General features: G+C 33.8%; 20 protein-coding genes. 8 read left to right on the top strand and 12 right to left on the bottom strand.

The features are described 5' to 3' along the window. Positions 1–21 precede the first annotated feature (21 nt). Positions 22–1,368 (top strand): aminomethyl-transferring glycine dehydrogenase subunit GcvPA, encoded by a 1,347-nt coding sequence (gene gcvPA / locus X929_RS07955; protein WP_103067490.1) that lies wholly within the window; start codon positions 22–24, stop codon positions 1,366–1,368. Then, the gene (gene gcvPB, locus X929_RS07950; protein WP_103067489.1) at positions 1,365–2,801 is read left to right on the top strand and encodes an aminomethyl-transferring glycine dehydrogenase subunit GcvPB; all 1,437 of its coding nucleotides are present in this window, start codon (positions 1,365–1,367) and stop codon (positions 2,799–2,801) included. The genes gcvPA and gcvPB overlap by 4 nt, the downstream gene beginning before the upstream one ends. Positions 2,802–2,872: 71 nt before the next feature. Here gcvPB and X929_RS07945 read toward each other — a convergent pair whose 3' ends face one another. Next, positions 2,873–3,346, bottom strand: a complete 474-nt coding sequence (locus X929_RS07945; RefSeq protein WP_103067488.1) for a Fur family transcriptional regulator — start codon at positions 3,344–3,346, stop codon at positions 2,873–2,875. Positions 3,347–3,567: 221 nt separating this feature from the next. Here X929_RS07945 and pfkA point away from each other — a divergent pair, with 221 nt between their 5' ends. From pfkA to X929_RS07915, 6 genes are all read left to right on the top strand, one after another. Continuing rightward, the gene (gene pfkA, locus X929_RS07940; protein WP_169925013.1) at positions 3,568–4,527 is read left to right on the top strand and encodes a 6-phosphofructokinase; all 960 of its coding nucleotides are present in this window, start codon (positions 3,568–3,570) and stop codon (positions 4,525–4,527) included. A 108-nt stretch (positions 4,528–4,635) separates the two neighbouring features. Beyond that, a complete protein-coding gene (pyk, locus tag X929_RS07935; protein ID WP_103067507.1) occupies positions 4,636–6,072 on the top strand; it encodes a pyruvate kinase in 1,437 nt (478 codons plus the stop codon). 44 nt (positions 6,073–6,116) lie between these two features. Next, a complete protein-coding gene (hslU, locus tag X929_RS07930) occupies positions 6,117–7,526 on the top strand; it encodes an ATP-dependent protease ATPase subunit HslU (protein ID WP_103067486.1) in 1,410 nt (469 codons plus the stop codon). Between the two features lie 59 nt (positions 7,527–7,585). Beyond that, complete coding sequence (locus X929_RS07925; protein WP_103067485.1) at positions 7,586–8,020, top strand: NAD(P)-binding protein; 435 nt, start codon at positions 7,586–7,588, stop codon at positions 8,018–8,020. Beyond that, positions 8,013–8,693: a potassium channel family protein gene (locus tag X929_RS07920; protein ID WP_103067484.1), complete on the top strand. Its 681-nt coding sequence runs from the start codon at positions 8,013–8,015 to the stop codon at positions 8,691–8,693. The genes X929_RS07925 and X929_RS07920 overlap by 8 nt, the downstream gene beginning before the upstream one ends. Positions 8,694–8,697: 4 nt before the next feature. After that, a complete protein-coding gene (locus tag X929_RS07915) occupies positions 8,698–10,242 on the top strand; it encodes a TrkH family potassium uptake protein (RefSeq protein ID WP_103067483.1) in 1,545 nt (514 codons plus the stop codon). Positions 10,243–10,343: 101 nt separating this feature from the next. On the opposite strand, the gene X929_RS07910 is transcribed toward X929_RS07915, so the two are convergent. The 11 genes from X929_RS07910 to X929_RS07860 form a co-directional block, all read right to left on the bottom strand. Continuing rightward, positions 10,344–11,177, bottom strand: coding sequence for a carbohydrate ABC transporter permease (locus tag X929_RS07910; protein WP_103067482.1), 834 nt, complete (start codon positions 11,175–11,177; stop codon positions 10,344–10,346). Beyond that, complete coding sequence (locus tag X929_RS07905; RefSeq protein WP_103067481.1) at positions 11,174–12,097, bottom strand: carbohydrate ABC transporter permease; 924 nt, start codon at positions 12,095–12,097, stop codon at positions 11,174–11,176. Before X929_RS07905 ends, X929_RS07910 begins: the two co-directional genes overlap by 4 nt. A gap of 75 nt (positions 12,098–12,172) precedes the next feature. Next, on the bottom strand, positions 12,173–13,420 hold the full coding sequence (locus X929_RS07900) for an extracellular solute-binding protein (RefSeq protein WP_103067480.1): 1,248 nt from the start codon (positions 13,418–13,420) through the stop codon (positions 12,173–12,175). Between the two features lie 60 nt (positions 13,421–13,480). After that, positions 13,481–14,647: an ROK family transcriptional regulator gene (locus X929_RS07895; RefSeq protein WP_103067479.1), complete on the bottom strand. Its 1,167-nt coding sequence runs from the start codon at positions 14,645–14,647 to the stop codon at positions 13,481–13,483. 497 nt (positions 14,648–15,144) lie between these two features. Then, complete coding sequence (locus tag X929_RS07890) at positions 15,145–16,116, bottom strand: sensor histidine kinase (protein ID WP_103067478.1); 972 nt, start codon at positions 16,114–16,116, stop codon at positions 15,145–15,147. Between the two features lie 2 nt (positions 16,117–16,118). After that, positions 16,119–16,811: a response regulator transcription factor gene (locus tag X929_RS07885; protein ID WP_103067477.1), complete on the bottom strand. Its 693-nt coding sequence runs from the start codon at positions 16,809–16,811 to the stop codon at positions 16,119–16,121. A gap of 14 nt (positions 16,812–16,825) precedes the next feature. Continuing rightward, positions 16,826–17,488 (bottom strand): phosphate signaling complex protein PhoU, encoded by a 663-nt coding sequence (phoU, locus tag X929_RS07880; protein ID WP_103067476.1) that lies wholly within the window; start codon positions 17,486–17,488, stop codon positions 16,826–16,828. 50 nt (positions 17,489–17,538) lie between these two features. Further along, positions 17,539–18,306 carry a phosphate ABC transporter ATP-binding protein PstB gene (pstB, locus tag X929_RS07875; RefSeq protein ID WP_103067475.1) on the bottom strand — a complete coding sequence of 256 codons (768 nt, stop codon included), beginning with the start codon at positions 18,304–18,306 and terminating at the stop codon, positions 17,539–17,541. Then, positions 18,303–19,151: a phosphate ABC transporter permease PstA gene (gene pstA, locus X929_RS07870; protein WP_103067474.1), complete on the bottom strand. Its 849-nt coding sequence runs from the start codon at positions 19,149–19,151 to the stop codon at positions 18,303–18,305. Before pstA ends, pstB begins: the two co-directional genes overlap by 4 nt. Next, entirely contained in the window at positions 19,139–20,005 is an 867-nt protein-coding gene (locus X929_RS07865; RefSeq protein WP_103067473.1) for a PstC family ABC transporter permease, read from the bottom strand. Before X929_RS07865 ends, pstA begins: the two co-directional genes overlap by 13 nt. 31 nt (positions 20,006–20,036) lie before the next feature. Next, positions 20,037–20,861, bottom strand: coding sequence for a phosphate ABC transporter substrate-binding protein PstS family protein (locus X929_RS07860; protein ID WP_103067472.1), 825 nt, complete (start codon positions 20,859–20,861; stop codon positions 20,037–20,039). Positions 20,862–20,873 lie beyond the last annotated feature (12 nt).

Raw genomic sequence — 20,873 nt, 5'->3', positions numbered from 1 at the left:
AAAAAGAGGTGAGATGTTATAATGAACGATTTTCCATATTTACCCCATACCCAAAAAGACATTGAAGAAATGTTTTCTTTTTTGGGAATAAAAGATATCGACGAACTTTATCGAGATATCCCTGTACTATTCAAAGGTGAGTTGAATATCCCATCCGGTTTGAGTGAAATGGAAGTTAAAGAGAAGTTATCTGATTTGGCTTCGTTAAATAAAAATATAGAAGAATACGGGATTTTTAGAGGTGCCGGTGTTTACAATCATTATATTCCATCTGTTATATATCCTTTAGCTTCAAACAGAAATTTTTTAACCGCTTATACGCCTTACCAAGCTGAAGTCTCTCAAGGTACCCTTCAAATACTCTATGAATATCAAACTCAGATCTGCAATCTTACCGCGATGGAAGTTTCTAATTCATCTATGTATGATGGTGCTTCTGCTTTAGCTGAGGCTATTTTAATGTCAAAAAGAATTAATGGCAAAAATCACGTTTTGATGTCTAAATTGGTTCATCCCGAATATCAGGAAGTGTCAAAAACCTATACTGAAGTACAAGGAATGAATATAGAACAAATTGATTATGTATCTGAAACGGGTCAATTAGATCTAGCAGATTTATCTTCTAAGATTACCCAAGAAACATCTTGTGTTGTGGTTTCGTATCCAAACTTTTTTGGTGTAATAGAAGATTTAAAAGTGATAAGAGAGAAGGTTCCTAATGAGGTTGTTTTCATTGTTGTTACTTATCCAATTTCTTTAGGATTGTTAGAAGCCCCTGGAAAATTTGGAGCCGATATAGTGGTAGGAGAAGGGCAATCTTTAGGAAATACACCTTCTTTTGGAGGACCGGGTTTAGGTATCTTCGCTTCTAAGAAAAAGTATATACGAAAAATGCCTGGCAGAATTATTGGAGAAACCGTTGATCAAGACGGTAAAAGAGGTTTTTGCATGGTTTTACAAACAAGAGAACAGCATATACGAAGGGAGAAATCCACTTCTAATATATGTTCAAATCACGCATTTAATGCTCTTTTAGCTTCTTTGTACATGAACGTGATAGGTAAGCAAGGGATTAGAGAAGTCTCTCTCCAAAATTATCATAAAGCCCATTATTTAGCAAGAAAATTGTTAGAAACTGAAAAATTCAAACCTGTATTTGATGGACCTTTCTTTAACGAATTTGTATTAGAAAGCAAAATAGATCCTGAATTTCTAAACGAAAAGCTGCTGGAACAACATTATTTTGGACCTTTGATTTTAAAGAATTTTTATGAAAATATGGGAAATAACGTACTATTTTGTGCAACAGAGTTGACTAAAAAAAGAGATATTGACTTTTTATGTTCTTTCTTGGAGGGATTATCATGAAATTGATATTTGAAAAATCAGTTAGTGGAAGAAAGTCATATTCACTTCCAAAATTAGATGTCAAAGAGTTTCAGATAGATATTCCACAACATTTAATTAGAAATGAGGAGCCGGAACTTCCGGAACTATACGAAGTTGATATTGTTAGACATTATAATCAATTAGCCAGTTTAAATCATTCTGTTGATAGAGGTTTTTATCCTTTAGGTTCTTGTACAATGAAATACAATCCTTTTTTGAATGAGGAGGTTGCTTCTTTAAATGGATTCAAATTCATTCATCCATATCAAGAAGAAAGAACCATACAAGGTGCTTTGGAATTGATGTATGAATTGCAGGAATTTTTGAAAGAAATAACAGGCATGGATGATGTTACTTTGCAACCTGCCGCTGGTGCCCATGGAGAGCTTACGGGAATGCTCATTATCAGAAAATATTTACAAGAAAATAATTTAGGTCATAAAAATGAGGTTATAATCCCAGATTCTGCTCATGGTACAAATCCCGCATCTGCTGTAATGGCAGGGTTTGAAGTGGTTAAAGTTAATTCGAATAACGAGGGAAGAGTCGATTTAGATCATTTGAAATCTTTAGTAAATGAAAATACCGCGGCAATTATGCTCACAAATCCAAATACTTTGGGATTGTTTGAAAAAGATATTCTGAAGATATCCGATTTGATGCACAAAAACAACGCCCTGTTGTACTATGATGGAGCAAATTTAAATGCAATAATGGGCAAAGTGAGACCTGGAGATAATGGATTCGATGTTGTTCATTTAAACCTTCACAAGACATTTTCCACTCCTCATGGAATGGGAGGACCAGGAAGTGGACCAATAGCGGTTAAGTCTTATTTAAGAGATTACTTACCAAAACCTGTTGTGGGTGTAAAAGAAATTGGAGAGTATTATTTTGATTACGACATCCCTAAAAGCATCGGGAAAGTACGTAGTTTTTATGGTAATTTTTTGGTACTAGTAAAAGCATACACTTACATCTTATCAATGGGAAAAGAAGGCTTGAAGAAAGTTAGCGAACTTGCCACTTTAAATGCGAATTATTTGAAGGAAAAATTATCTAGATTTTTAGATGTTGCTTACCCAGATGTCTGTAAACATGAATTTGTAATCAAGGGGAGTTCGCTGAAAGATTATGGAGTTAGTACATTAGATTTCGCAAAAAGGCTTTTGGATTACGGTATTCATCCTCCGACAGTCTATTTTCCTTTAATTGTGGATGAAGCTATGATGATTGAACCAACTGAAACTGAAAGCAAGGAAACATTGGATGAAGTTGCTGCTATATACGAGAAAATAGTAGAAGAAGCAAAGGAAGAACCACAAAAGTTAAAAAATGCGCCTATGACTTTATCTATCAAAAGATTGGACGAAGTAAAAGCCAATAAGGATCTCAAAGTGAAATTTGATTAAGTTTTGGTAAGCTTGACGTTATATCTAAAAGTATTTATTATATTAGAAAACAGTGAGATAGATACACCGATTTATCTCTCACTGTTTTCTTCTTTTAAACACTCTCCACAGATTCCATAAAAATTGATTTCAAAGGAGTTGATTTTATTGTTTTTTAATTCCTCTTCAGTAAAATTTTTAAAGTTAAATAATTTACGTTCGTCTAAGAAATTTAGCTTATTTAACTCGATATCTTGAACTTTCCCACAATTTTCGCAGATAAAGTGTGCATGAGGGGTAATATTAGAGTCGTAATGGATTTTATTATCAATTAAGATTTCTTTTACTAATCCCGCGTTTTCAAATAATTTTAAAATATTATACACGGACGTGAAAGAAATCCGATTTTCATTATTTTTTACCAACTTTTGATGTAATTCATCAATTGAAGGATGTTCTTCACAGTTAAAAAGCTCAAAAGCAACTTTAAATCTATTTGGGGTAACTTTGATCTTTTTATTTTTTAGTATTTTGATTATACTATTTTTATCATACTTAATTTCCATCTTTACCACCTTAATTTGAATGACTTGATTAATTATAACACAAAATTTTGAAGAGTTATTTGAATTATAGTGAAATTAACAATAGTGTCAAAAAACAAGTGATATAATAAAAAGGTAGTTTAAACGGTGGGATGCAGAACAAAGTGATGCTAAAGTAAGTTTTAGAATTTCTACAGGAAGTATAAATAATGAAAGTTTTTAGGAGGGATATAGTGAGTGATATAAAAAGAATTGGGCTAATGACCAGTGGTGGAGATGCTCCTGGAATGAACGCCGTTATAAGGGCAGTTACTAGAAGTGCAGTTGTGGAAAATATTGAAGTCTATGGATTTTTGAGAGGATTTGCCGGTATATTGGATAAAGATTATAAAAAATTCACATATTCAGATGTTGGTGGCATAATGGAAAGAGGGGGAACCATTTTAAGAACCTCAAGGGTGCCAGAATTTAAAGTTCCCGAAGTCAGAAAAAAAGCTGCTGATATATTGAAAGATTTAGGTATTGATGTGTTGGTTATAATTGGAGGGAATGGAAGTCTTACCGGTGGGAAGTTGTTATCAGAAGAACAAGGAATACCAGTAATAGGCGTACCAGCTTCTATAGATAACGATATAGCCTATACAGATATGAGTATAGGTGTTGATACCTGTCTTAACACAGTGGTTGAAGCCATGCAGAAGTTAAAAGACACCGCGTCTTCACATGAAAGGGCATTTATTGTTGAAGTTATGGGAAGAACATCCGGATACGTTGCATTGATGTCTGGTCTTGCGATAGGTGCTGAAGCTATAATAATACCAGAAGTTCCGACTGATTACGATGCTTTAGCTGAAAAAATGTGGGATGAAAGAAAAAGAGGTAAGATCAATTCAATAATCGTTGTTGCGGAAGGATCTGCCAGTGCTTATACAGTAGCTAGACATTTAGAGAATAGGATTGGTTTTGAAACGCGCATAACGATTTTAGGCCATATTCAAAGAGGAGGCTCTCCAACTGCATTCGATAGGATTTTGGCCTCAAGAATGGGAAATGAAGTAGTAAAAGCAATTAAAGATGGGGATTTTGACGTTATGATAGGCTTGAGTAAAAACGATTTGATTAGAACGCCTCTTGAAAAAGTTCTTTCTGAGAGTAACAAATTGGATATGGAGATTGTGAAGTTGGCGGGGATTTTATCATAGGGCGTTCAAGGGGTAAACCCCTTGAAAATTTCTAAGGCATTGAATCTAAAAAAAGATGTAATTTGGGAAGAAACACCGAAGAGTTCCGTATTTTTTAGGAGGATGGTTATGAACGAAAAAACGGAAAATAAAAAGACGAGAATCGTTTGTACAATTGGTCCTGCTACACGAGATGAAGTAATGATAAAAAAATTGATAAATGCTGGAATGAATGTAGCCAGATTGAATACTTCTCATGATACAATTGCTGATCATGAGAAAACGGTAAATCTAATTAAAAAAATACGAAAAGATATGAATATACCTTTTGCCATTTTACTTGATTTAGAAGGTCCAAAGATTCGAACAGGTAGATTTGATACGGATCAAGTAGCTCTGAAAGAAGGCCAAAAATTTATCTTGACAACCGAAGAGATTGTTGGAAATAAAGAAAAGGTAAGTATAAATTATAAAGATTTGCCTAAAGAAGTTAAAAAAGGAGATTTTATCCTTCTCGATGATGGAAAAATTCGGCTGGAAGTTGTCAGCAGTAATGAAAAAGAAATTGTAACGAAAGTTGTAACTGGTGGTAGTATTACTCATAGAAGAGGGATAAACGTTCCTGGTATAGATATCAGCCTACCACCATTAACAGAAAAGGATGTTGAGTATCTGAACAAGGCTGTTGAATGGAACATAGATTATATCGCTCAGTCTTTCGTTAGAAAAGCTGAAGATATCACCCGAACGAGGAGGATTTTAACTGAATTGGGTATGCCTGATCTTCCTATAATCGCCAAAATAGAAACATTACAAGCCTTAGACAACCTGGAATCGATCATAGAAGAAGCAGATGGGGTGATGGTTGCAAGAGGAGATTTGGGTGTTGAAGCACCTGTTGAACAAATACCTCTGCTTCAAAAGAGGATAATAGAGATTGCAAACACGATGGCAAAGCCGGCTATAACTGCTACTCAAATGCTTGAAAGTATGGTTAATAATCCATTTCCTACAAGAGCCGAGGCTACTGATATAGCTAATGCTATATTAGATGGGACAGATGCTGTAATGTTGTCTGGAGAAACATCGATTGGGAAATACCCTGAGCAAGCTGTCAGAGTTATGTCCAATGTGGCAAAGGAAACCGAGAAAATATTAGAAGAGTACTATTATAAATTCGATTATTCAACATATGGTGGAGGAGATCCTGCTACCAATTCGATAACTATGTCTGCAATAAACATTGCCGAGCAACTTGGCATAGAAGTTGTTGTAGCAACAACATATAGCGGCTACACGGCAAGAGCGCTGTCTAGGTTCAGAAGAAATATAAAAATAGTTGCAGCATCTCCAAGAATATCTACTTATCATCGATTGGCGTTAGTTTGGGGAGTGACTCCTGTTATTATGCAAAGGTTTACCGACACAGATAATATGTTGGAAAGTGTGAGCAATATTGTGAAATCTTTAAATTTTGCCCTACCAGGAGAAAATATCATTGTAACTGCAGGAATCCCTTATGGTTTCTCCAGTAAAACTAATCTTTTAAAGGTTCATGAGGTATGATATGATTTTTTTAGTAGTAAATAATAATTTTTGAGGTGATTTTTATGAATAAAATAGACGAATTAACTCCAAAGAAAATTGTAGAAAAATTAGATAATTATATAATCGGTCAAAAGGAAGCAAAGAAACAGGTTGCTATCGCTTTGAGAAACAGGATTAGACGTTTGGCTCTTCAAGAGGATGTTAGAAGAGATGTTATACCTAAAAATATTCTGATGATAGGGTCTACAGGTGTTGGAAAAACAGAGATTGCAAGAAGATTAGCAGAAGTTGCTAACGCACCATTTGTGAAGGTGGAAGCTACAAGGTTTACCGAGGTTGGATATGTTGGGAAAAATGTAGAGAGTATGGTTAGAGAATTGGTTGATTCTTCAGTTAACATGGTAAAAAAGGAAATGATGGAAGAAGTTAAAGGTAAAGCTCAAAGACTCGTAGAAGAAAGGATAGTAGAGGCACTTGTGCCTTCAAAGAAAAAATCAAAGGCTCAACCCTCATTTATGGACGTTATGCAACTTTTCAATCAAAGCGCTGAATATTCCCAAAATAAGGGATATGATGAAAAAGAAGACGAAAATATTCAAAGAAGAAAAGAAGAATTGTTAGAAAAATTAAGAAATGGTGAATTAGAAGATTTAGAAATAGAAATAGAGGTCGAAGAACAATCTACACCTATGTTTGCTGGATTGGGACCTGAACTAGAAGACATGGGTATACAGTTTGGTGAGATGTTTCAAAATATTATGCCCAAGAAGAAAAAAAGACGGCGAATGAAGATTTCTGAAGCAAGGAAGGTTTTGGAACCTATTGAATCCGAAAAGTTGATAGATCAAGATAAATTAATTCAAGAAGGAATAAGTAGAGCAGAAAATAGTGGCATAATTTTCATTGATGAAATTGATAAAGTTACCTCCAAAGGAGTCTCTTCCGGACCCGATGTATCTAGAGAAGGTGTTCAGAGAGATTTGTTACCAATAGTAGAAGGAACAACTGTACTAACAAAGTATGGTTCAATTAGTACTGATTATATATTGTTTATCGCTGCTGGTGCATTTAGTGAGGCTAAGCCTTCGGATCTAATTCCTGAGCTACAAGGTAGATTTCCAATTAGAGCAGAATTATCTGATTTGACTAGAGAAGACTTCATTAGAATACTAACCCAGCCAAAAAATGCTATATTAAAACAGTATCAATATTTACTTCAAACCGATGGAGTAAAAATTGAGTTCACTGAAGACGGTATTGAAAGAATGGCAAATATTGCCTTTGAGTTGAATGAAAAAGTTGAAAACATTGGAGCAAGAAGACTTTACACTGTAGTCGAAAAAGTTCTTGAAGAGGTTTCTTTTGAAGCACCTGCATCAGGAGAATGGGAATTAAAAATCGATAGCAATTATGTAGACCTAAGATTGGGTAAGGTATATGGTGATGAAGATCTAAGAGAATATATTCTTTAAGAAATGGTGTTGAGCTAATATGTGGTATATTTAAATAATATTTTTGGAAGTGAGTATATATGCGATTAAATAATTCAAAACTTATAATCATAATAGGTTGTGGAAGGTTGGGTTCTGAACTGGCTTTTAAATTAAGTAAATCTTATAATGTAGTAGTTCTTGATAAAGAAGAATCATCTTTTGAAAGATTATCCAAAAGGAATTTTACAGGTTTCACAAGAGTTATTGATACAAGTGATATGGCTGCATTAAAAGATGTGAACATAGAAAAAGCTCATATGGTTTATATTGTAACCCCCGATGATAATTTAAATTTTATGTTAGCCTATGGGATCAAAAAGTTGAATTCGGGAGTAAGAATAGCTGCAAGGGTGAATGATCCTTTGAAGAAATCAATTTTTATAAAAGCAGGATTGAATTTATTTTGCCCCATTGAAGATTCGGTAATGGATTTGGTTAAGGAATTGGAAAAGGAAGTAGTTAAATATGAGTAGAATTTTTTATATCATAGAGGGAGAAATATTAGCTTATTCTTTAGCTAAAAAATTACTCTTGTTGGGTAATGAAGTTTACTATGTGAGCAAGAACAATGAAAATTTGCAGATTTTAGATGGATTAAAGGTAAATTTTCCGGCTCTTGAGTTAGTCAAGCAGGATCCTACCGATATCAAATGGATAGAAAATTTGGATCTGAATAAAAAGGTTGAAGCCTTGATAATCATCTCTGAGGACGATGCATTGAATTTTGTTGTATCTTGGTTGCTAAGACAATATTATGAAGATATAAAAATAATCTCTTTAGTAAACGCAACAGAAAACGAGACTATTTTTAAAGGTATTAATGTCCAAACATTGGTTCCAATTTCTTGGATGCAAAAAATAATTGAATCTTCTTTAATTCATGAAGACATCACAGATTTTTTCAATCCCTATGTGGAAAAGTTATCTATTTTGGAACTTACAATACTTGAAAACGATAAAGCTGTTAATAAAAAATTGAAGGAATTAAAGATTCCTCAGAATTCAATAATAGGAGTATTGATAAGAGAAGACGGAGAAATAATGGTTCCTCAAGGTGAAACAACCATTTATGAGGGAGATAGGTTAATCGTATTGGCGTTAAAAGAACAAGCGGAAGATGTTATAGCAACGTTAAAATCGAGGTGATCTAGTGCCTTCTTACAAATATTTTTTGAAATTAAGGTATAAATCTATCTTTAGAGATACGGGAAACATTATAATCGGTCTTTCTGTTTTAATAATGATGGTAGGTTCTACCGCCTTTATTTATGATTCTTTTAATGATTTTATTCCATTTTTGATTACTGGTATAATATCAATTCTTTGTGGGGGAATATTTTGGTTTATTGGAAGAGGAGAAAAGAGAAATGAATTAAACACACAAGATGCGGTTGTCACTGTTTTTTTTGTTTGGACAATAGCAATTTTACTATCTGCTCTTCCTTTTATTTTTTCTGGAGAATTGAATTTTTCACAAGCTGTTTTTGAATCGACTAGTGGATGGACAACGACAGGGCTTTCAATGTTTTCTGATGTTGAAACGCTGCCACGATCAATCTTAATTTGGAGATCGGTAATGCAATTTGTCGGTGGGGCTGGTTTCGCTATAATTACTGTAATTGTTGCCGGAACTATGGGTGTCGGTATATACCAGGCAGAAGGAAGAAGCCACAACTTAGTCCCAAATTTGAGAGAATCAGCAAGGATAATTATTCGAATCTATTTAAGTTGGACGTTGATAGGTATTTTACTTTTAGTTTTTGTTGGAAAACTTTCTTTTTTTGATGCCTTTAATCATACATTAACTGGATTATCCACAGGAGGATTTTCCACAAGAAATTCAAGTATCGCTTCTTTTGGTAGTTTGAGGGTAGAAGTAATTATTATGTTGCTAATGATTATGGGTGGAACAGGATTTGGAGTACACTATGCTGGATTATTGATGATTAGAAATTTTATTAGGAATCGTAGAGATTACCGATCCAAAAGAATTTCGTTAGTTGAGCTAAGAGAAAGGATCAAATCTGAGCCCTTTTTAAAAAACCCTGAAATTAAGACCATGTTTATAATTTTAGTTATTTCCTTTTTGTTGATTTTTTTATTCACCACACTTGAAATGTACGGCCTTGTAGATGGTTTAGTTCATTCTGCATTTCAGAGTATTTCGACCCTAACAACAACGGGCTTTGCGACAGTATCTTTTTCAAAGTGGAATTATTTTGGATTGTTAATTATGACAATATTGATGATCTTAGGTGGTATGATGGATTCTACATCAGGTGGTTTAAAATTATTTAGGGTTTATATCGCTTTAAAATTGATCATTAACCAGATAAAAGAATTTTTTAAACCTTCTGGAACCACCTTTTATATAGAAGTATACAAAGGAGTGTCAAGAAAGAAAATTGATTTAAACTCAATAAAAAATGTATTAGTAGTCTTTACAATGTATTTTATTACCTATTTCATTGGTGTTTTTATCTTGTTAGCTTATGGTTATCCGCTTCATACCGCTTTGTTTGAATATGCTTCTACTTTATCTACTGTTGGACTTTCTACAGGTATTACCTCAAGTCAAGCTCCCTTAGGAGTGATTTGGACTCAAACATTAGGAATGTATTTAGGACGTTTAGAGTTTTTCGTCATTATAAATGCGATTATAAAATTGTTTAAAGATTTGAGAGAATTTTTTTAAAAATATTCACCGATACTTGAACGACCTTTTGTTTTTCATATTAAAAAACAAATTTAGGAAAGTAAAAAAATACCCGCCTAAACATGTGAGGCGGGTTTATTTTATCCTTTAACTGAACCAGCAAGTAAACCTCTTACGAAATATCTTCCCAATATGATGTAAACTATGAGTGTGGGAAGTGCAGCGATTAAAGCGCCTGCCATTTGAATGTTCCATTGAACGACTTGACTACCAGCTAAATTAACTAAAGCCACCGTTATTGGTTGTTTCGTCGGATCACTGGTTATCGTTACTGCAAACAAAAATTCATTCCATATATTTGTGAACTGCCATATTATTACCACTACAAATCCAGGCATGGATATCGGTAAAAGAATCTTTGTATAGGATTGCCATATGTTTGCGCCATCCACAGAAGATGCTTCTACTAGTTCGTTTGGTATTTCTTCATAGTAGTTTTTAAACATCAGGGTTGTAATTGGTATTCCGTATATAACATGGGTTATAATCAAAGCCGGTATGGTACCGTATAAACCTATTGCTTGAAAGAACTGTATCAGTGGAAATAATACACTTTGATAAGGTATGAACATCCCAAAAAGTATGAGAGCAAATACAATATTTGAATATTTGAATCTTAATTTTGAAAGGGCAAAGCCGTTAATTGAACCAATCATTGCAGATATTAAAGTAGCAGGTATAGTAAGGTAAAAGCTATTTTTTAGATTTGGACCTAACCTTGCAAACGCAGCTTTGAATCCTTCAATGGAAAACTTACTTGGTAGTTTCCACATGTTTGATATGGAAACTTCTTCAAATGGCTTAAAGGATGTGCTTATAGTTACATAAAACGGTAGAACATAAAATATTGTGAACACAGCAAGTATAATATAATAAATGGTGAGTGAAGTTTTATTTGTTTTCTCCGCCATCATCTTTCCCCCCTAAAGGAACTGTACAGATAAGGTATTATAACGGCCGCCACCATTATCAGCATTATTATTGCGATGGCTGATGCGATTGCGTATCTGTTGGATCTAAACATCTGTTCAAACATATAAATAGCGGGCATATCGGTAACGTTATTAGGTCCGCTTCCAGTCATAGCGTATATTAAATCGAATATCTTTAGTGACATGTGTCCTATTACTATCATTGCACTAAGGGTTATTGGTCTTAGCATTGGGAACTTTATCCGCCAAAACAATTGAGTACCTGTTGCCCCATCCACTTGTGCAGCTTCTATCATCTCTTCAGGTATTGCTCTAAGCCCAGCTAAATACATTGCCATTACGTATCCCGACATCTGCCAGGTTGCTGCAATTATCACTGGTATCAACGCTAGATTGAATTTACCTATCGATTGTGTACTTGTGTACCACATCCATTGTAAATTAGACCATCCAAGGTTTTCAAGTAATAGGTTAATTCCTTGTGGTGAGGTTGGTATGTTTCCTGGTGCGAATATCCAACCCCAAACAGTACCTGTTACTACATATGAAATTGCCATGGGGAATAAAAACAAGTTTTGAAAAAAACTTGAACCTCTCAATTTTTTGTCAATAATATTAGCTAAAAATATACCAAGTATTATACATCCTGCAAGGAAAAATAATGTGAAAAATAATGTGTTCCATAAATCTGTTTGAAATCTGGGGTCGTTGAATAATCTTTGATAATTTCTCAACCCCACAAATTTATACTCTCCACTCAACAATGAGGTGAAACTGTTCCAGTTAGAAGTCGATGTTCTTATTGTCAAAAATATGAAATAATAGACAAATATACCAATGAAAGCCAAAGAAGGTAAGATTATAAAAAATCCTGCTCTTGCCTTTTTCTTTTGAACAGACATACATATCTCTCCTTATAGATAGTGGAATATCAAAAACCTCGGCCCAGAAAGGGCCGAGATTAAGTTATTCTTATGTTAATCTGTGAGTAGATTTACGTCTTCAGCAGCCCATAGTATCATTTGTTTGGCTTGTTTTACGTTTTTAGTAGTTACTAAGTTGTTAATGGCATCGTTGAATGAAGTGACAAATGCTTCAGGTGCAGCAGAACCGTGAACGATGGATGGTGAGATGATGAGAGTTTTGAAATCCTCAGCTGTTTGAATCAAGTATGGATCGTCTCCTGGGTCTGCATCCATTCTTGCTGGGATAGAACCTTTAATTGGGTTAAACAATGATTGAGCCCTTGTGGAAGCTAGGTATTCCAAAAGGATCAATGCATTTTCTCTATTTGGAGCATTCTTTGGCAACCCAAAGGTATCAGATATTAGCACAAACACAGCTTGTGTACCAGGTAATTCAAACCATCCAAAATCTTCGCCTGGTATCCAACCTAAGGTTTTGAAGTACCCTTCTGCCCAGTCACCCATTAAGTTGAAAACGGCTTTGTCTTCGTACAACAGTCTTGAAGCATCTTGCCATTCCAATGCTGCATGGTCTACGTTTACGTAGTTCATAAGTTGTACCATTTTTTCTAAAGCATTGTCAAGTCTTTTATCATTGAAAGATAGTTCGCCGTTAAATAATTTGTTGTAATTTACGGCTCCAAATTCAGCTACCATGAGATTCTCTGCAATTTGACCCGCTTCCCATTTGTTTTTATCTCCCATTGCAAGTGGAGTGTAACCAGCAGCTTTCGCCTTTTCTAAAGCATTTATGAATTCGTTCCATGTTTCGGGTTCTTTTGTCAAACCTATTTCGTTAAATAACTTCTTGTTGTAGAATACAACGTTGCTTCTATGCACCGTCAAAGGGATTGAATAAACTTCACCTTGATAACTTACTATGTCTATTAAACCTTCTGGGAATTTGTCGTATACTCCCCAGGATTTGAGATAGTTTGTTAGTGGTTCCATTAGTCCTGGTAATACGTATGTATCTGTTAACTCCCAACCAGCGTGTACTTGGAATGTGTCTGGTGGGTTTCCGCCTAGCATTCTTGTTTTTAAAACTGCTTTGGCGTTTGTTCCTGCTCCACCGGCAACAGTTGCATTGATTACCTGAATGTTTGGATATAATTCATTAAAATCTTGAATAGTTGCTAGCAGAGCCTCTTCTTCTCCTCCACCTGTCCACCAGCTGAATATCTCTACCTGCCCACTTTGGGCAAAAATCATAGTGAAACTTAATACACTTAGAAGTACTATGCCTACTAACTTTTTCATACTACTCTACCTCCTTTTTGAGAATTTGTAATGCCTTTAGAAATTCAAAAACTCTCCTTTTTATTTGAGACTGTTGTAAGAGACGCTTTTATCATTGTTTAGCAAAAACTGATAAGGAGAAGCTACGATGTGTTCGATTGCAATTGAGGCAGCGCCGAACAAAAGTGCATCTTCTTTCTTTGAAGCAACTAAAATTTGTGGGACTTTATCTGAAAAGGTGTATTGCTCAACTATTTTTTTTATTTCTCTGATAACAGAGTTCCCTGCTTTTAAAATTCTTCCCCCTACAATTATCGCTTCGGGATCAACCGTGTTTACAAGGTTAACTATCCCTAAGGCTAAAAATTTACTGATATCATCCAAGGCTTTTTTAATTTCATCTGAGTTTTTTGATTCGTTTAAAATTATCTCTAACGGGAGTTTAAAGTCATCTGCCAACCTCGATAAACCCCCGAAGCTTTCCAAAGGAATAAAATCCTTAGTCATAAATGTGTGGCCAATTTCCCCGGCGGAGTTAGAAGCTCCAGAATATAACCTTCCGTTTATAACAATTCCTGCTCCAATTCCAGAATCTCCAACAACAAATACATAATTGTTAAATTTTTTCCCATGTCCAAACCACTTTTCACCTAAAACAGCACCGTTTGCATCATTTTCTAGCCAAATTGTTTTTTTATAGTGTTCTTCTAGTTGTTCAACAAGTGGGTAATCTTTTAGTAGCGGGAATGGATGAACGGATCGTAAAACTCTTTTTTGGCTATCTATTAATCCCGGCATAACGATACCAATACCCTTAATTTTGTTATTATCAACCTTGGAGTTGTTAATCAATTCATCAATTATTAAAATTAGGTCTTTTAATACATCAGTCGGTCTTCCATATGAATTTATTTCTTTTTCAACAGTCTTGATTTTTTTGCCTTTAAAATTAAATATTCCCGTACGTACAATGTTTACACCGAATTCAACACCTATAACATAAAAAGCATCTTCTTTGAGCCTTATTAGTTTTCGTTTTCTGCCTAATTTACCATCGACAGTTCCAACTTCTTCTACTAAATCCCTGAAGATTAATTCATTTACGATATTTGTGATAGTAGCGTTTGTTAGACCTGTTATATCAGCTATTTCTGATCTTGTACTAGTTCCTTTAGAGTTTAATAATTCTAAAACTAATGATCGATTGCGTTCTTTAACTAATTCAATATTGTAGGTTTTATTTGCCATCAGTAAACTCCTTTGCTTTTCATTTATATTAGATTAAGTGACCCTAAAACTTAATTAATAGAATCTCTCTGCTTCTTTCCCCACTCTTCTAAAAAATGGACCTTCGGTCCACAAAACCGTGAGAGTGATGAGGGCTCCGCCCTGTGACCCTTTCAAAACAAAAAGCTTTTTTGAAAATCGTTTTATTTTGAAATTATTTCTTCTACTTTTAATTTAAATACATTTTTATGCTAATGTCAAGTCTGGTTATTAGCGTTTAAACACAATTATTACCATTTAAAAGCGATTATTTGAGAAAATCTAAAGGAATCTTACTTTTATTTATTTAAAAAAATTATACTCTAATCTTTTTATAGTATAATACTTGAACGACATTGTTGTTTTCATTTTAAAACAACAATGAATACTGTTCATTATTGGTATACGGAGTATAATTTTAAAAAAATGTTGATTAATAAATTCTTTGAGGTTGTTTTCGAAGAAATTGGAAGTTAAAGTCACCTGTAGAAAAATACTTTAAATGTTGTACCAACCATCCATTTTGATTCAAATTCAATTTTATAATTTGCTAGTTCGCATAAATATTTAACAACGGCTAGGCCTAAACCCGATCCTTTCGCATAATTCTTGGCTTCAGCACCGCGATAGAATCTTTCAAAAATTCTTTTTTGTTCTTCTTCTCTTATACCTATACCTTCGTCCTCTATTTTGAGTTGATCCGTTAGGAAATCAATGTATATATCAGAATTTTCGTAAGAATATTTAATTGCATTGGAAAGTAAATTTCTGAAGATTGTGTAAAGTACAAATCTATCGCTTTTAATAGATTGAATTTGGCAATTGAAGTGTAGTTTTACAGATTTTTCTTGTATTTTTTCATAAAGGTCTTTTACTATTTCTTCGTATAGTGCAGTGGGATTAATCGTTTCTTTTTTTATTTCGTATTCTCCAAATTCTGCTTTTGAAAGAAGCGTTAGCTGAGAAATGATATTTTCGATTCTGTCAAGAGATTCATCGATTTTTGTAACTTGTTTTATAAATTGATTGTCTTTCATGAAGTCTTTGAGTATTTGAGTATTTCCTTTGGCGATAGTGAGAGGGGTTCTAAGTTCGTGGGATACTGAAGTTATGAAATCTTCTTTTACTTTTTTTAATAATTCAAATTCTGTTTTGTCTTGTAATATAAGAATTTGATATTCTTTTTTGAAAGTGAGTTTGCAAAATTTACTGTACCCTTCAAAAAAATATATATTTGTTTCTATTTCAAAGTCTTCATTATTCAATATATGTTTTGCAAGTTGATCGATTTCATTGAAACTTATAGTGTTCAATAATTCTTTGTTTTTTACAAATCCCCATGTTTTGGCGGTTGCATTTACATTAAGGATATTTGTTTTATTTTCTAACTGTAATACTGCGTCTTCCAAAGAATCGAATATCTCAAAGTCAAATGAGTTAGTATTTTTCATCTTTATTTCTCACCGTTGTTATCTACTGTATAAGCATTTTTATTGAATTTGTATCCAACGTTTCTAATAGTTTTAATCCAATTTTTTCCTATTTTTGATCTGATCATACTTACGTGTACATCTATTACCCTATCTGTAATAAATTCATCTCCAAACCAAATTTTATCTATAATTTCTTCTCTTGTGTAGACTTTTTCTGAATTTCTAGCTAAAAGATCTAGTATTTCGAACTCTTTTGAGGTCAATTCAATATTTTTTCCTTCATATCTTACTGAATAATTTTTTGAATATATTTCCATGGGTCCAAAAACCATTTTATTTTCAGATTTTTTGATTCTTTTTAATAATGCTCTAACCCTCGCTGTAACTTCTCTAGGATTGAAAGGTTTAGTAATATAATCGTCTGCTCCTGATTCGATTCCTAAAATTTTTTCTCCATCTGTATTTTTTGCAGAAATGATTATGATACCTATTTCTCTATTCAAAGCACGAACCTTTGGTAATTCATCAACGGCGTCTCCATCAGGTAACATTAAATCTAATAAGATTAAGTCAATGTTTGACTCTTTGTTCAAAACATTCCTCATTTGCGATAAAGTGCCAGCTTCAAAGATTTCAAAATCTTCTAAACTAAGATAAGTTTTTAATATATCTCTGATATCTTCATCGTCTTCAACAATAAGAACTTTAGGCATGAGAAAGCCTCCGTTTATAGATAGTCTTCGATTTCCTCTCCTGTTTCTATGTAAACTATTTCTTCACATAGGTTGGTAGCGTGATCGGCAATTCTTTCAATGTCTCTTGCCAACAATATATATGGTATGACAAGTTCTTTGTTAAATGTTTCATCTTGTAATTTTTTCACAGCTATTTTTCTAACTTGATTTTCTAGTTCGTCTACTTCATCGTCTCTTTTCCAAATTTTTACAGCTTCTTCAATGTTTCTTTCTCCAAATGCTTTGTATGAGTCTTTTATCATCTCTAAAGATATACCGAACATCTTTTTTATTTCTTTATTATTAACTATGTCTTTTAAATCAATATGTGCATAGGTTTTAGTTTTTTCAGCTATATTGCAAGAGAGATCCCCTATTCTTTCAAGATTGTTTGCAAACTTTATCATTGTTACGGCGTATCGCAAATCTTTGGCTAAAGGTCGAAATCTTGCAACGATTTGATAGACTGATTCTTCAATTTGACGGTTTAAATCATCTATTTGATCATCTGCTTTTAAGACTTTTTCAGCTAATTCAAGATTTTTATCTTCTAACGCTTTAATAGAATTTTCAAACGATCTTAATACAATAGTTAAAAGCTTGGATATTTCACTTGATAATCGTGTCATTTCAGTTTCAAAATGTGTATAGTCCATTTATTTCACTCCCTAATGTACTTTTCGTTGTACGTTTATCTATTCTATTTTTAGCTAATTCTACCATTTAGATAATCTTCTGTCAATTGTTTTTTCGGGCTCTTTATAATGTTTTGTGTTTTTCCAGATTCTATGAGCTCTCCTTGAAACATAAAATACATATAATCTGAAATCCTAATAGCTTGGGCTAGGTTATGTGTAACAATAATTATAGTATAATTTTCAGATAAGTGTTCAATTAAATTTTCTATTTTTTGTGTTGCTATAGGATCTAGGGCGGATGTAGGCTCATCCAATAGGATTATTTCTGGATCAATGGCGATAGCTCTGGCTATACACAACCGTTGTTGTTGTCCACCAGAAAGGGAACTCGCTGGCTTGTTGAGATCGCCTTTTACTTCATCCCATAAAGCAGCTCTTTTTAATGCTGTTTCAATGATTTCATCCATTTTTCTTCCGTTCCTTGAAGTGTGTAACTTTACACCGAATGCAATATTATCGTAAATAGACATCGGGAAGGGAACGGGTTTTTGAAAAACCATTCCTATTTTTTTTCTCAATTGTGATAAATCAATGTTATTTTCATAAATATTTTTCCCTTCAAATATTATTTCTCCCTTAGTTCTATATCCTGGAATTTCATCGTTGATTCTATTAATGCTTCTTAACAACGTTGATTTTCCACAACCCGAAGGTCCTATTATTGCACTGACTTTTTTCTTTTTAATTTCCATATTTATATCTTTTAGAGCTTGTTTTTGATTGTACCAACCATTAAAATTTTTAATTTCTATCGCAATTTCATTTTCTTCGCTCAACTTTTTTGATTCCCTCCTCTTATTTTAAAGGCTATAGAGTATATCACTAAGATAAGTATAATTAAGAATGCTGATGTAGCTTTTGCCATCCATTGTGCATTTTCTCCGTATGCCATAGTTATAAAGTATATATGAGTTGGGAGGGTCATAACAGGATCAAGTAATGAATTCGGTAACTGAGTTGAATAGAAAACTGCACCAGTCAATAATACAGGGGCGGTTTCTCCAATTACTCTTCCTGAACCAATTAATATAGCGGTTATTATTCTATTTCTTGCAGCTGGAAATAGTATTTTGTAAATAGTTTCGGTTTTTTTTGCTCCTAATGCATAAGCTGATTCTCTTAGTTCTCTTGGTAGAGAGGCAAGCGCCTCTTTCACTGATGATGATATTACTGGTAAAGTCATTATAGCTAAGGTTAAACTTCCGCTAAGAAGTGATGTTCCAAATCCAAGAGTTATAGAAAAAAGAGCTAATCCAAACAATCCGTAAACAACCGAAGGAACACCAGATAACGAGGTAACCGAAACGTCAATTATTCTTCCCAATCTTGATTTTGAGCCATATTCTGAAAGGAAGGTACCTGTTAAAACTCCTATAGGAATTGAAAATAATAGTATGAAAAATATCATCAGAAGACTTCCTAATATAGCTGGTCCAATTCCTCCTGCAGTCATACCTTGACTTGGATATTCAATAAAAAAGGCTGGGGTAAAATATCTTGCACCATCTACTATAACTATTATAATTATTGCCATTATTATACCAAATGCAATATAACTTATGATCCTGAAAATGATTGAAATTATTGAATCTATTCCTGTTTGTTTCTTCAATTTTTCCAACTCCTCGTTACTCTCCTAGATATCATCGTTAAAATAAAAGATATCGTTAACAAAATCAAGCCAGCTACAAATAACGCAGAATAATGAACACTTCCAATTGGTACTTCACCCATCTCACTAGCTATAACAGCGGTTAAAGGTCTAACCGGATCCCATATTGATTTAGGAATTATAGCAGCTCCTCCAGCAACCATTAATACAACTATAGTTTCCCCTATAATTCTATTTATTGTTAGAATTATTGAATTCAAAATTCCTGATAATGCAGCCTTACTCACTATTCTAAATCCAGCAGTGAATCTGCTTGCCCCCAAGGCTAATGCACTTTCTTTTAGACTGATATCAATTGCTGATAATGATTCCTGCATAAGGGATGCAGCATATGGTAGAGATAAAATTGATAGACCAATTGCTGCTAAAAGTAAGTTACCTGAGGACCAAGCACCAAAATTCATAAGGATCGGTGAAACATAAATAAATAAGAATGTACCAATTATAACAGTGGGTACTCCAGATAGCAAATCTATTGCTGATTTTATAATTTTTTGTTCTGCGTTTGTGGCATAATCGTACAAGAAAAATGCAATTATATACCCTATGGGTATAACTATAATAGAAGCAAATCCAGTTAATATGAAAGACCCTACTATCATTGCCAACATGCCATATTCTGGTGGATCATATGTTGGATACCAGTATTTACTAGTAAAAATCTCAGCCCCAACTTCTGTCAGGGCTGGAATAGTTTCTCTTATGATAAAGATGAATAGACCAATTAATGCTACTATTCCCACCATTGCAACTGCGGTAATTATACTTTGATTTATAATATTTTTGAAATCTCGTCTATTCACAGAAAAAGCACTCCTTTTAAAGGATTAACTTTTAAAATCCGTATGCTGCTACATATCCAGCCTGTTCAACTAATTCTTGACCTCGTTTTGATAGCCCAAATGTCAAATACTGTTTTACCGGTCCGGTTTCAGGGTAACCGTTTGTTGCATCAACAAACATATACAATGGCCTTGAAATTGGATAAACAGAATTTAAAATATTCAATTTTGTTGGTTGTACACCATCAACAGATAAAACCTTTACGTCGTTAGTTACATATCCTACTCCTGTATAAGCTATCGCATATTGGTTTTTAGCAACCGATTGAATTTCTGCTTGTGTTGATTCCAGCATTTGAACTGTTGGTGCCATTCTTTTACCCTCTAAAACTTTTTCTACGAATGTTTCGTAAGTCCCTGAGGCGGAGTTTCTTGAATATACGACAATCCTTTGGTTTGGTAAATTCGTATTCAATTGGTTCCACCTTGTGATTTCACCAGTGTAAATCTTTGCCAATTCTTCTATAGAGATTTCATCTATTCCAAGATTGGGATTAACAATAACAGCTATTCCATCGTATCCTAAAACTACGGGAATGAAATACTTTCTTTCTTCGGACATTTGTTCCAATTCTGATTCTTTAAGCCATCTGCTCGAGTTTGCGATGTGTGTTGTTCCGTTGAATAAAGCAGCAATACCTGTTGAAGAACCTGCACCTTCCAATGTTATTGATAAATCGGGATACATATCTTTTAGCTCTTCTATCCAGAGTTGTGCTACTGGAAAGATCGTGTTTGAACCTTTTATAACAAGTGTTTCTGCGAAACTGAAAAGGGCTATACCCACTAAAACTAACGTTAATAATACCTTCTTCACAATAATTCCCTC

This window comes from Petrotoga olearia DSM 13574 (genome assembly GCF_002895525.1).
In the GTDB taxonomy this organism is placed as follows: Bacteria; Thermotogota; Thermotogae; order Petrotogales; family Petrotogaceae; genus Petrotoga; species Petrotoga olearia.
Note: the sequence above shows the minus strand (reverse complement) of the source record. Positions and strands in the feature narration are given on the sequence as shown.